The 12055-nt window shown below is 38.2% G+C and carries 11 protein-coding genes; 7 read left to right on the top strand and 4 right to left on the bottom strand.

Features of this window, described 5'->3' with window-relative positions:
• Window positions 1-138 precede the first annotated feature (138 nt).
• Both IW22_RS21015 and IW22_RS21010 read right to left on the bottom strand, forming a co-directional pair.
• Window positions 139-1023: an archaemetzincin gene (locus tag IW22_RS21015; protein ID WP_034730765.1), complete on the bottom strand. Its 885-nt coding sequence runs from the start codon at window positions 1021-1023 to the stop codon at window positions 139-141.
• Complete coding sequence (locus tag IW22_RS21010) at window positions 1004-1480, bottom strand: SixA phosphatase family protein (RefSeq protein ID WP_034730788.1); 477 nt, start codon at window positions 1478-1480, stop codon at window positions 1004-1006. Before IW22_RS21010 ends, IW22_RS21015 begins: the two co-directional genes overlap by 20 nt.
• A gap of 115 nt (window positions 1481-1595) precedes the next feature.
• On the opposite strand from IW22_RS21010, the gene ruvX reads away from it, so the two are divergent.
• The 6 genes from ruvX (at window position 1596) to IW22_RS20980 (ending at window position 6080) form a co-directional block, all read left to right on the top strand.
• Window positions 1596-2012: a Holliday junction resolvase RuvX gene (gene ruvX / locus IW22_RS21005; RefSeq protein ID WP_034730762.1), complete on the top strand. Its 417-nt coding sequence runs from the start codon at window positions 1596-1598 to the stop codon at window positions 2010-2012.
• The gene (def, locus tag IW22_RS21000; RefSeq protein ID WP_034730760.1) at window positions 2009-2581 is read left to right on the top strand and encodes a peptide deformylase; all 573 of its coding nucleotides are present in this window, start codon (window positions 2009-2011) and stop codon (window positions 2579-2581) included. Before ruvX ends, def begins: the two co-directional genes overlap by 4 nt.
• Window positions 2582-2659: 78 nt before the next feature.
• Complete coding sequence (locus IW22_RS20995) at window positions 2660-3217, top strand: DUF5606 domain-containing protein (protein WP_034730758.1); 558 nt, start codon at window positions 2660-2662, stop codon at window positions 3215-3217.
• A gap of 124 nt (window positions 3218-3341) precedes the next feature.
• Window positions 3342-4109 carry a nucleoside triphosphate pyrophosphohydrolase gene (mazG, locus tag IW22_RS20990; RefSeq protein ID WP_034730756.1) on the top strand — a complete coding sequence of 256 codons (768 nt, stop codon included), beginning with the start codon at window positions 3342-3344 and terminating at the stop codon, window positions 4107-4109.
• Between the two features lies 1 nt (window position 4110).
• Window positions 4111-5193, top strand: coding sequence for an FUSC family protein (locus IW22_RS20985; protein ID WP_034730753.1), 1083 nt, complete (start codon window positions 4111-4113; stop codon window positions 5191-5193).
• Between the two features lie 2 nt (window positions 5194-5195).
• Window positions 5196-6080, top strand: coding sequence for a hypothetical protein (locus IW22_RS20980; protein ID WP_034730750.1), 885 nt, complete (start codon window positions 5196-5198; stop codon window positions 6078-6080).
• A gap of 28 nt (window positions 6081-6108) precedes the next feature.
• Here the strand turns inward: IW22_RS20980 and IW22_RS20975 are convergent, their stop codons facing one another.
• Window positions 6109-6828 (bottom strand): hypothetical protein, encoded by a 720-nt coding sequence (locus IW22_RS20975; protein WP_034730748.1) that lies wholly within the window; start codon window positions 6826-6828, stop codon window positions 6109-6111.
• Window positions 6829-7111: 283 nt separating this feature from the next.
• A complete protein-coding gene (locus tag IW22_RS20970; protein ID WP_034730746.1) occupies window positions 7112-10825 on the bottom strand; it encodes a metallophosphoesterase in 3714 nt (1237 codons plus the stop codon).
• 26 nt (window positions 10826-10851) lie between these two features.
• On the opposite strand from IW22_RS20970, the gene IW22_RS20965 reads away from it, so the two are divergent.
• Window positions 10852-12039 carry a Pycsar system effector family protein gene (locus tag IW22_RS20965; protein ID WP_034730744.1) on the top strand — a complete coding sequence of 396 codons (1188 nt, stop codon included), beginning with the start codon at window positions 10852-10854 and terminating at the stop codon, window positions 12037-12039.
• Window positions 12040-12055: the final 16 nt, after the last annotated feature.

Genomic DNA, 12055 nt, shown 5'->3' with positions numbered 1-12055 from the left:
ATAATTACTAAAAATCACAAAGATAGCCTGTAATTGATTCTTAACTTAATGACATTGGGCTTTAGCCCGTTTACACCTATAGATTGGTAGAATCCGGCTTTAGCCAAAACCTATAGACGATATTGTATAAAGAAAAGATTATTTCAAAAGTTGAAGATCCTGCTCAGCCCGGGAAAGCTCAGAATTTAAATGCTGTTTTTCAAAGAAATGCTTCAGATCCTCAAGCCGTTTCTTAGGAACATACTGAATGCTTGAATTCAATTTTTGCTGACAGAGAGAACATGCTCTTGCAAAGTGGAAATCAGTTTCGGGAAGTGTATTGGTTCCGTTCATCACACAGTTCGCGTTTAGACAATGGTTGAGCCCAAACATATGCCCGATCTCGTGCGAACTTACTTTGATTAATCTTTCTAGACTTTCATTAAAATTAGAATCTGCCAGGCCTCCATTGGCAAATCTGTACATAGACGTTACGCCCACACCGTCCTGATACGATGCGATGCCGAAAACATAATTCCATTCAGGTCTTGGATAAAGATCTTTTTCCGTGATTCCCATGAAGACTACGGCGTCTTTAGGTTCTCGTTTGATGAGGATACTGTCCAGAACATAGCCTGCCAAAATCTGCTCCTGACCATCTTTGAAAATTCTTCTCGCAGCCTTTGGGAAGATAGTATTGGATAAAACGGGAAGAACCTTGGTTTGCAGTTGAAAATATTTGCTTAAATACTCACGGGTAAGTTCTATTTCCTTTTTCTGTAATTCATTGAATTCTCCAATCGGTTGAAGATAAATTGTATTTTTCCCCGGTTCCGGTTTTATTTTCTTGAGCTTCTGAAAATCGTCGAAAGTCTGAAACTTTTCGTCCCGCGAATATCTCCAGTCGCCGGGTTTTGCTTTAGGGAGCTGAACATCGTTTACAGCAATGGTTTCAATATAAGTCTTCTCCTTTTTGTGACAAGAAAAAAAGAGTAGGAGTGTAATCAGATAAAAAAAGATAAAATTATATTTTCCCTGGTTCATAAAAGAAAAGGAGTCTCTTTTTGGCACCGTCAAATTCAGACCACGAATTGCAGTCTATTTCAAAACCGGCTACTCCGCAGGTCGGGAAATGAAAAATATCTTCAGAGATGGAATTCGCAAAATTGGATATTCCGTTGTTGTGGGAGAAAAGAGCCACAGAGCCTACGCTGTCATCCAGGTCGTAGATTACAGATTCAAAATTTCTTTCCGATGGATTATAAAGTTTATCTTCCGTAGCCACTTTAAGCTGGTAGGTTTGATTAAAGATCTTGCACGTATTCAGTGCGCGCACCGCCGGGCTTGAAACAAAATGATCAATAGAAATATTATTGCTTTTCATGAATCTGGACATGTTCATCGCATCTTTCAATCCCTTGTCTGCCAAAGGTCTGTCGAAGTCCTCCGTTTCTTCCGGCCAGTCGCTTTTCGCATGTCTTACGAGGATGAGTTTCTTCATATTTTCGTTTTTTGGAAGATTAAAATTATAAAAAAAATAATGGAATAAAACATGATTTTTATAAAAAAACTGCGTTATGAATAAAATCATTAAATTTTACTAAATTTGCACACTTATGGGACAGATCCTTGCGATAGACTACGGAAAGGCACGCTGCGGCATCGCTGCAACAGATGATATGCAGATTATTGCCAGCGGCCTGGATACCGTTGAGACACGGTTTTTGATGGAATTTCTGAAAAAGTATTTCACGGAAAACAAAGTGGATGACGTGGTAGTAGGCCTTCCTACAGACTTGAAAGGAAATGTTTCCGAAGTGGAGACGGATATTTTAAAATTCATTGAAGCATTTCAGAAAGAATTTCCGGATATCACCGTCCACCGTTTAGATGAAAGATTTACCTCTAAAATGGCTTCTTTTTTTATTTCCCAAAGTGGAAAAAGCAAGAAAAAGAGACAGGAAAAGGGGTTAATAGATAAAGTAAGTGCAACTATCATACTGCAGAATTTTTTAGAACAAAGAATAAGATGATTTTACCGATAAGAGCTTTTGGGGATCCTGTTTTGAGAAAAGTAGGGAAAGATATAGACAAAGATTATCCCGGTTTACAGGAACTTATAGATAATATGTTTGAAACGATGTACAGTGCCAACGGCATAGGCCTTGCTGCACCGCAGATCGGATTGGACTTGCGCCTGTTCGTGATCGACGTGACACCTCTTGCGGATGACGAAGATTATGAGGATATCAAAGACGAACTGGCTGATTTTAAGAAGGTTTTCATTAATGCTACGATTCTTGAAGAGTCCGGTGAAGAATGGAAATTCAATGAAGGATGTCTTTCTATTCCGGATGTAAGAGAAGATGTGAAGAGAAAAGGAACAATCGTTATTGAATATTATGACGAAAATTTTGTGAAACATACAGAAACTTTTTCCGATATTAGAGCCCGCGTAATTCAGCATGAATATGATCATATTGAAGGCGTACTGTTTACCGACCATTTGAGCGTATTGAAGAAAAAACTCGTAAAAGGTAAACTGACGAAAATCTCACAGGGTGAAGTAAGCATCAGTTACAAAATGAGATTTCCAAAGTAATTTAGACAAGGATTAAAAACAAAATAATAAAAAGCAAAAAGCCCCGTGCCTATTGCAGAATTTACAAAAAATAATAATATGCTGTTAGAAAAAATAATTTCAATTTCTGGAAAGCCAGGACTTTTCAAATTAGTTTCTCAATTAAGAAACGGTTTTATCATTGAAGATGTTACTACCAAGAAAAAAGTAAGCATTGGAAACTCAAGCCAAGTGAGTTTATTGGATAATATTGCCATGTTTACATTTGATAAAGAAGTTCCTTTGTTCGAAGTTTTTGAAAATATTGCTAAAAATTACGAGTATAAAGAAACTATTTCTCACAAATCTTCTGACGAAGCGCTTAAAGATTTTATGACGGCTTCTCTTCCTAACTATGATACAGAAAGAGTATATGCTTCAGATATCAAGAAACTGGCTCAGTGGTACAACCTTCTTCAGAAAGCAGGATACATTACACCAGAAAGCTTCGTAAAAGCAGAACCTGAAACATTGGACGGTGTACAGGAAGAAGTAAGTCTTGACAAAGATGCTCCTAAAAAAGCCGCTCCAAAAACTGAAAAGCCTGCCGCTCCAAAAGTAAAAGCTACTTCTGCAGCAAAAGCAGCTCCAAAAAGTACGCATACTAAAAAAGGATAATCTATCCTGAATTTAAAATATAAATCTCTGTCAGAAATTTCTGACAGAGATTTTTTTATCGCCAATTTAAAACGGCTTAATTAAAGATTTACCCTAAATTTGCATCACTTTGAATTCTCGATTTATGAATACCAGACAGGAAAAACTAGAAGCTTTCGGAAGATTATTAGACATCATGGATGATTTGCGTGAAAAATGTCCGTGGGATCAGAAGCAGACGTTACAGTCTCTTCGTCATTTGACATTGGAAGAAACCTATGAACTTTCGGATGCTATCTTGCAGGAAGATTTACAGGAAATCAAAAAAGAGTTAGGCGATGTTTTGCTGCACCTTGTTTTTTATTCTAAAATAGGATCGGAGAAAGAAAGTTTCGATATTGCAGATGTCATCAATTCTTTAAATGAAAAACTGATCTTCCGCCATCCTCATATTTACGGTGATACAGAAGTGAAAGACGAAGAAGAAGTGAAGCAGAACTGGGAAAAACTGAAACTTAAGGAAGGAAATAAATCTATTTTAGGCGGTGTTCCCAAGAGCCTTCCAAGTTTGGTAAAAGCCTACAGAATTCAGGATAAAGTAAAAGGAATCGGGTTTGAATTTCACGATGCAGAAGATGCGTGGAAGAAAGTAGATGAAGAGATTCAGGAATTCCATGAAGAAACGGATCCGGATAAAAAAGAACTGGAACTGGGAGATGTGTTTTTCTCTCTCATCAACTATGCCAGAATATCTGGACTGAACCCGGATTCTGCACTGGAAAGAACCAATTTAAAATTCATCTCAAGATTCCAGAAAATGGAAGTGCTCGCAGAAGAATCAGATTTGAAGCTTGCGGATCTCTCTCTGGAAGAAATGGATGTGTTGTGGGAGAAAGCGAAACTGATGCCATAATATGAAGGTACAGCGCGCCGTACACCACCGGTTTCAGTATTTGCTGGAATTCAAAAAAACAGAAAGGAAATGGCATTTTCCGTTCCTTGCAGCGCTTTGCATTGGAAGTTGCCTGTTCATTGGATATTTTTTAGGAAAACCCAATTATGGAAGCTTGTCCAGTTTGGGAGCTCTGACGATTTTGTATTTCACTTCGGCGCCTATCACTCAGCGGATGGTGCATCTGGCGGTCTGTGCATTCGGGATGGTTTTCTCCTTTTCCATCAGTCTGTTTTTCAGCTTTAATGCTTATGCGGCAGGTCTGTCATTAGGAATTGTATCTTTTCTTGCCCATTTTATTACGTCATATTTTAAAGTTCCTCCACCCGGAAATTTTTTCTTTATTATGCTGGCGGCCATGGCAAGCACCTATCAGTTTGATCTTGAAATGATTCCTACACGGGTTGGGCTTGTAGCCATGGGAGCGATCTTATCCTGCACGTTGGCATTTCTGTACTCTGTTTTTATCGAAAAAGGGGATATCTTATCAATACCGAGAAGACGAAAATTTAATAAAAGGAGATATACTAAATTTGTAGAAAGCAGCATTATCGGCTTCTTTATGATGCTAACGCTGATGGTGGGGCATCTTCTGAAATTTGAAAATACGTATTGGATCTCTATTGCTGCAGTAGCTATTATTCAGGGCCGGAATTTTGAACATGTCCGTCAAAGGAATACGCACAGGATTTTGGGAACCTTTATTGGAATAGGTTTTGCATGGCTCATCCTGCTGTTTGATCCCGCAAAAATAGAAATGATTATCATTATTACGATCCTGCAGTTTATTATCGAATTGCTTATTGTAAGAAACTACGGTTTTGCCGTGATATTTATAACCCCATTAACGATCCTTCTGACGGAAACAGGTAGCCTTGTTCATCATCATGTAGAAAATCTGATGCATGCGAGACTTCTGGATACCATTATCGGAAGTTTAATCGGGCTGGCTGCTGGTTTTTTTCTTCACCATCAGCAGATTATTAATAACTTAGAGAAAAATATACGGTACTCGTATTTTCAGTTTAAAAAATTAAAAAAATAGCTATGTTGCGTATTCTTACCCTATCCGCTTTTTTACTGTGGAGCTGTAATCCGAAAGCTCAGGATACCCCTAAAACTTATGAATTAACAGTGGAATTTACTTTACCGAAAAAACTGAAAGAAGTGTCAGGGATGGTTCTGTCCCAGGATAAAAATACCATTTGGGCTATAGAAGACCAAGGAAATAAAAATGTAGTCTATGGTTTGGACAAACAGGGCAAACTTGTAACGGATGTTCTGGTAGAAAATGCTGAAAACAACGACTGGGAAGATATTACAAAAGACGCTCAGGGAAATATTTACCTTGGCGATTTTGGAAATAATGAGAACGACAGACAGAATCTGGCTATTTTAAAACTGGATTTAAAAGATGCGACCCAAAAAGTATCCAAGACCGTTCAGACCACAAAATTTCATTATGAAGGACAGACTGAATTTCCTCCCAAGAAATCAAACCTGTTGTATGACTGCGAAGCTTTCGTAGAAATGAACGGAAACTTCTATCTTTTCACCAAGAACAGAAGCAAAGGTTTTGACGGAACTTTTCTGGTATTCCAGGTTCCTAATAAAGAAGGGGATTTTGAAGCTAAATTAATAGGGAAATTAAAGCTTGACGGAAAGTACAGCGACGCCGCCATTACTTCTGCTGCTTTGAACAGTACTCAGGATAAAATCATTCTGCTTACCCATAAAAATATCCATGTTCTTTCAGGATTTACAGCAGACAATTTCAATACTTCCAAAATTGAAAAAATATCTTTAAATCACAATTCCCAAAAAGAAGCAATTCTTTTCCTTGATGATAAAACTCTTCTGATTGCGGATGAAAGAGATAAAGATACCGGTGGAAATGTGTATAGATTTGAATTTAACCCTCAAGCCAAATAACGGCAAAAGGGTTAAACCCAAAAATATCTTATGGAGTAAGATAAGAAATGTGAATATTCCCAGCAGATAATCTGAAACTTTGGGTATATACACAACGTACTCTGAAGGTATCATCCTTATTAAAATACGTAATAGACGACAGGTTGTGATTCACAGCAAGGGTACGCTCGCCGTGTCCTGTAGAGATGGACGCCAGTGTTTCCGTTGCCGGAGAAACCTTCTGGATAGACGATTTTGCCGTTCCTGCGGTGTATCCGTTTCCGTTTAAGCTCAGATCATACGTAATATATGGAACGATGTTGTAAAACCCGGGCTTTACCACTGTAAATAATCCTGTCGTAGAGTTATACTTCAGATAAGTATTATCCACTTTATTGCTCACATTATAAACATAGCTTTTGGCATAGCTGTCATGCGTGCTTACAGGGTTACTTCCCGTTCCCGTATAACTTCCGGTGCTTGGGTTGGTATCCGTCTTATTCCCGACAAATACTACTTTTAAAAAGTTCTGAGATTCAATAGTGCCCCAGGTGGGTGCAGATCCAGCTCCGGTTGACATTAAAACTTCACCGCGGTTTCCAGAGTTTCCTCTTGTTTTTGCATTTCCGCCTACATTAAAGTCTTTGACTACCTGAAGGCTTCCGTTGACGTGTAAAGTACTTTGTGGTGTTGGGGTTTCTATACCCACTTGTGCGTGTGCGTTTAAGGACATGACAAGTAATGCCATGTATAATAGCGTTTTTTTCATCCAATAGTTTGTTTTTGTTGAAATAATTTAAAACAAATATAGATTCTTTTTAAAACATTGAATTTTTAAAAGATGCACAAACATATTGGGCTATGGGTGTAATGGTTTAAAGCCATGGATGATATGAATTGGCTTTTTTGATCGTATTTGCTTTATTTGTAATGATTTACAAATGAAAATGGGAGGATTTTAAATTTAAATAAAATTAGAGTTAATTCATAAAATACATCATTCTGGGTTCTGAAACGCAGAATTTGGAGTGAAAAATGGAAACCGGACCAACCTAAAAAGTCATGCCTACCCCTGCAGAAATTCTGCCTCCATCCGAGCCGTGAAAATAATTCAATCTCGCAGAAAACATATCTACAACGCTCATCCAGAAACCTGCTCCTACAGACTGATGCCACTTCGTAGAATCTTCATTGTCATTCCATACACGGCCAATATCATAGCCGATAAGAACGCCCATATTGGCAGGAATAATATTGTTTCTTACCCTTCCGAAATCCCAACGGATCTCAGAGTTGTTGGTGAAATAGGATTTTCCTGAGAACCTGTCATTTCTGAAAGCTCTCATTCCATTGTTTCCACCGATGCTTGCCGCCTGGTAGAATTCAAAATTGTTATTGCTGATCCACATCGCATTACTGGAGTTGGCAAAAACAAAGTTTCCTCTCTTGTCAAGTCTGTGATCAAGCGTCAATGTTCCGTTCAGAGTGAAGAAATTCTTCTCCGTATGGGCAAGATTTGTTCTCCAGTCTGCATTCATTAATAATTCCAATCCTAAAGTAGGGAAGGCTGTATTATCTAAATTTTTGAAACTGAATGTATAGTTGGCTCCTGCAAACTGCTGGCTTTTGAAAACCTCAGGTCTTACGTCCGGAGACTGGTCTACAAAACGGTTTCCTTTCTGCTGAACCTTATTATCCTCAAACGTCAGCTGGAACTGATGCTGAAGGTTCATCCAGCTTTTTTTAGAGATAGACGGAGCGAAATTAAACTTAGAGATTCTCGCTCTGTTGTATTCCCTTTCCGTATTTTCTTTGTCGTATTTACTTTCGTTAGACAGCCCGAAGAAGTTTTCGGAAAATCTTGGTGTCGTATACGCTGCATCCAGATTGAAATCCCAGCCCGATATGGCCTTTTTGAAGATCCCTTTATAGGCAACGTTAAATCCGCCGGTTGCCGTATAGAAATTAGCTCTCAGACTATGTTTTTGTGTATAAGGGTCGCGGATGAAATTATTCACGGTATAATTAGCCAGAACCCCTATGATCACCCCATCATCCGGGTTGTAATCTAAATTCGGATACCCGGCAAAGAAATTGTATTTCGGATGCTTGTAGTTGTACGTGTTGATATCATAATCATCAGAAATATTTTTCGTCCCGGAACCGTTATAGGTATTTTTCTGGGATTTAAAATCATAAATTTTCACGCTTTTTCCGTCAGCGATATTGTACACATCGTGATTATAGCCGCCAACAAGCCTGATATTCATCTTAGGTCTTCCATCTCCTGAAACATCATAAATGTCATCATCTTCAAGACCATAGATCCAAAGTTCCTTTGTTTTAGAATCGTCATAGGTTTTCTCAAAAACCAATTCAGGATTTTCTTTGTTCTTGTCTAATTTATATTGTTTTACCGTAACGGAATGACCGTTTTTTGTAATAACAAACTGATCAGGATTTACCGTTCCTGCCAGAGAAACTTTTTTCTGCAGCACGTCATAATACTGAGCCGCATAATCCTGAAGCTTTGTCTTCCTTACTTTTAATTTTCTCTGAATGTCAGCAATGGTTTCATCCTTTACTTCTTTCGGAAGATTGGTGAAGGCATCGTCGATATCAGCATCCGTAAGATGTTCCTGGATATATTTCGCCTGTGCGGTCCATTCTTCCTGGGTAGCTCCTTTTAAGAAAAGAAGATCCATAGGGTACGGTTCCATATTCATCCACTTTACATTTTTGATCTCTTCTTTAAAAGTCTTCATGTGGCGGATCGCCGGAACATTCATAATAATTTTGAAAGCAGCACCGTCATATTTACTGAAAGCCTGATCTCTGTCTTTAGGAATAGGTTTGTAAATCACTTTATCCCCATTCTGGTATTCTGCCCATTTCCATTGATCTGAATGTCTATCCCAGTCGCCGATCAGCATATCAAATAACCTTGCTCTGATATAGGATTCACGGTCTACAGAATACTTATAATTTTTGGTGAAATTTTTCAGAACGTCATCTGTAGAAACAATGTCTTTGGCATTATCCAATGAAGCCAATGTTTTAGGATCGGAAGAAAAACGCTCTTCAATCATATACATTTCATCCCCGTAATTTTCATTGTATTCTCCTAAAGCATATTGCTTCGGAATATAATATAATCTTGGATTGCTGTGGAAAATATTCAACTTATCCGCCATGTTTCCTACTGAAAAAGGCGTAAATGGATGATTGGTCGTATAAAAATCAAGCAGGAACTTTTCAGGAAACGTATTGTTCAGTTCATTTCCGAAAGTACTCTTTTTAAAAGCCATATTGTTCAGGAAACGGACTGCACTCTTTTTTACGCCACGCATTACAAATTCCTGTCCGTCCGCAGCCTTCAGTCTTAAGCTGTTAGACTGGTTTCCGCCACCTTCTCTGAAAGGGGTAAATCCTCCGTTCAATGCAGCAAGATCTCCGGTTGGAGCATCCACAGGGATTCCGTAATATTTTCTGTAATGTTCACCCCAAAGCCAACGGTAAACACCTCCTTTTTGGGTAAGTTTTACAGGGTAAACGCTGGATTTAACTGTTCCCGGAAATGATGTTGGATAATTGTTGACGAATACATCCGGTTTTGAGATCACCGAAATATGCGTAAGCTTTTTCAGATTGTTGTCTTTTGTAGAGAAATATTCTACATCTGTGCTTTGATCTTTTCTGATATTAAGAATGGCAAAACCGCTGCCTCCGTAAGAAAAATCAGTCTTTTCAGCGATGGTGGAAGGATCTGTTTTAGAACCGGCACCACTTACGATCTGTCTGATGTTTCTTTCTTCATGATACTGTAGGTTGTGATCATGTCCGGAAACGAAAATAATGTTTTCTTTATCCTGAACGATACTTTTCAACCGGTTGGCCAGATCTGCATAGTGCTGATTGTTGATATCTTCAAGACTTGCTCCTGAAGAACTTCTCAAAACATTAATTACACTCGCAACCACCGGAACCGGAATCTTACTTTTCAAAGGATAAAGATGTGATTTCGCAGAATTGAATCCTGCATGTGTACCACTGCTGATCACCGGGTGATGAAGGGCAACAATGATTTTTTTATCCTGGTTTTTGGTCACAAGATCTTTAAATTCTGTGAAGAAATCTTCGCGGGTTTTGATCGTGCAGTTTTTATTGACACCCGGATACTGATCCCAGTTGACCAATGCCCATTCGGTGTCTATAACGATAAGTTTAATGTCTTTTGATAAGTTGATATCGTCGATACCACAGGAATTTTTGGGAAGGAACGCTTTTTTATCATTGAAATAGGCCTTCACCAGATCTTCCTGAGCTTTTAAGCCGTCCAGACCATTGTTCCAGTCATGATTTCCTGGAATAACGAGTGTTTTTCCCTTGAAATTTTTGGTGATGGAAAGCTGGTTTTCCAGTTTCTGTTTAGCCAGTGCGTAGTCTTTATCAGATTCCTTCGGCATTCCGTTGGGATAGATATTATCACCAAGAAAGATCAGCATAGAGTTGCTGTCTGCGGAATCCAGTTTATTTTTGAGTAAATTTAAAGTGTTTTGCGCCTGAGTTTCATCTGAGTCTCCGGCATCTCCGATCAGGAAAACCTTAAAATCATTTTCAGATTTTATATCAGAATTTTTAACTTCAAATAAGTTTTTACCCTTTTTTACGTTATATGTTGCGCAGGAATAGAGAACTCCTGCAGACAATACTGCTCTAAAGGCAATAGAAGTATTTTTTAAATGAGTTTTAAAGGATAAATTCATAAATTTACATTAACAAAAATTCAGGAATGAGCATTTTACACAAAGCTAAAGATTATGTCGAAATCTTATTCAAAGATAAGTTATCTTCTGTATACTTTTACCATAATTTTATTCACACGACTTATACCGTCAATAAGGCTGAGGAGATCATGCGAAATACGCCTGTATCCAAAGAAGATCAGGAAAAGGTTCTGCTGGCACTGTGGTTCCACGATACCGGCTATGTAGACTGTGCCCAGAATCATGAGGAAAAAGGGGTGACTATTCTTACCGATTTTCTGAAACAGGAAAACTATCCTGAAACCTACATTGAAGATGTTTCTAAACTGATTCTGGCGACAAAGATCACTTACGAGCCACAGAATTTGTTGGAAAAGATCGTTAAAGATGCGGACTGCAGCCACTTTGCAAGCCATGATTATAATGATATTTCCGATGCACTGAGAAAAGAATGGGAACTTACCAATGTAAGATGTTTCTCCAATGAAGAATGGAATGCCGGAAATCTGGATATGCTGAAAAACAGACATCATTATTACACGGACTATGCAAAGGAAAACTGGGATCCTCTGAAAAAGAAAAATATCAAAAAGATAGAAAAGAAGCTGGAAAAAGACGAGGATAAAAAGGAGGACAAAGACAAAAAAGAAATCTCAGACAATAAAAAAGAACCTAAGGAAGCAAAATCTGACCGCAGTGTAGACACGCTGTTCAGGGTAACTTTGAATAACCATACAAGACTGAGTGATATTGCAGACAGCAAAGCGAATATTCTTCTTTCCGTTAATGCCATCATTATTTCAGTGTGTCTTTCTGTCTTAGTACCAAAGTTGGATACTCCGAAGAATGCGCATCTGATCATTCCAAGTTTTGTGCTGTTGCTTTCAAGTGTTTTAACGATCATATTTGCGATTTTATCTACAAAACCGAATGTAACGAAAACCAATTTTACGGCCCAGGATATCACCGACCGAAAAGTGAATCTTCTGTTCTTCGGAAACTTTCATCAAATGATATTCAACGATTATCACAATGCGATGAAAGACCTGATCAAGGATAGAGATTATATTTATGATTCTATGGTAAAGGACCTTTATTTCCTTGGAAAAGTTCTTGACAGAAAATACAAGCTTTTATCGGTTACGTATCAGATATTTATGGCCGGAATTATTATTTCCGTGCTTTCTTTCGCTTATGCGTTTCTTAGCCTTTAATTAAAAAAATAAATAC

The organism is Chryseobacterium sp. JM1 (assembly GCF_000737715.1).
Lineage (GTDB): Bacteria > Bacteroidota > Bacteroidia > Flavobacteriales > Weeksellaceae > Chryseobacterium.
Note: the sequence above shows the minus strand (reverse complement) of the source record. Positions and strands in the feature narration are given on the sequence as shown.

What these genes read in the sequence shown, in the direction of transcription:
- IW22_RS21015 (WP_034730765.1), bottom strand. Translation starts at nt 1,023, where the DNA reads ATGAACCAGGGAAAATATAATTTTATCTTTTTTTATCTGATTACACTC.
- IW22_RS21010 (WP_034730788.1), bottom strand. Translation starts at nt 1,480, where the DNA reads ATGAAGAAACTCATCCTCGTAAGACATGCGAAAAGCGACTGGCCGGAA.
- ruvX (WP_034730762.1), top strand. Translation starts at nt 1,596, where the DNA reads ATGGGACAGATCCTTGCGATAGACTACGGAAAGGCACGCTGCGGCATC.
- def (WP_034730760.1), top strand. Translation starts at nt 2,009, where the DNA reads ATGATTTTACCGATAAGAGCTTTTGGGGATCCTGTTTTGAGAAAAGTA.
- IW22_RS20995 (WP_034730758.1), top strand. Translation starts at nt 2,660, where the DNA reads ATGCTGTTAGAAAAAATAATTTCAATTTCTGGAAAGCCAGGACTTTTC.
- mazG (WP_034730756.1), top strand. Translation starts at nt 3,342, where the DNA reads ATGAATACCAGACAGGAAAAACTAGAAGCTTTCGGAAGATTATTAGAC.
- IW22_RS20985 (WP_034730753.1), top strand. Translation starts at nt 4,111, where the DNA reads ATGAAGGTACAGCGCGCCGTACACCACCGGTTTCAGTATTTGCTGGAA.
- IW22_RS20980 (WP_034730750.1), top strand. Translation starts at nt 5,196, where the DNA reads ATGTTGCGTATTCTTACCCTATCCGCTTTTTTACTGTGGAGCTGTAAT.
- IW22_RS20975 (WP_034730748.1), bottom strand. Translation starts at nt 6,828, where the DNA reads ATGAAAAAAACGCTATTATACATGGCATTACTTGTCATGTCCTTAAAC.
- IW22_RS20970 (WP_034730746.1), bottom strand. Translation starts at nt 10,825, where the DNA reads ATGAATTTATCCTTTAAAACTCATTTAAAAAATACTTCTATTGCCTTT.
- IW22_RS20965 (WP_034730744.1), top strand. Translation starts at nt 10,852, where the DNA reads ATGAGCATTTTACACAAAGCTAAAGATTATGTCGAAATCTTATTCAAA.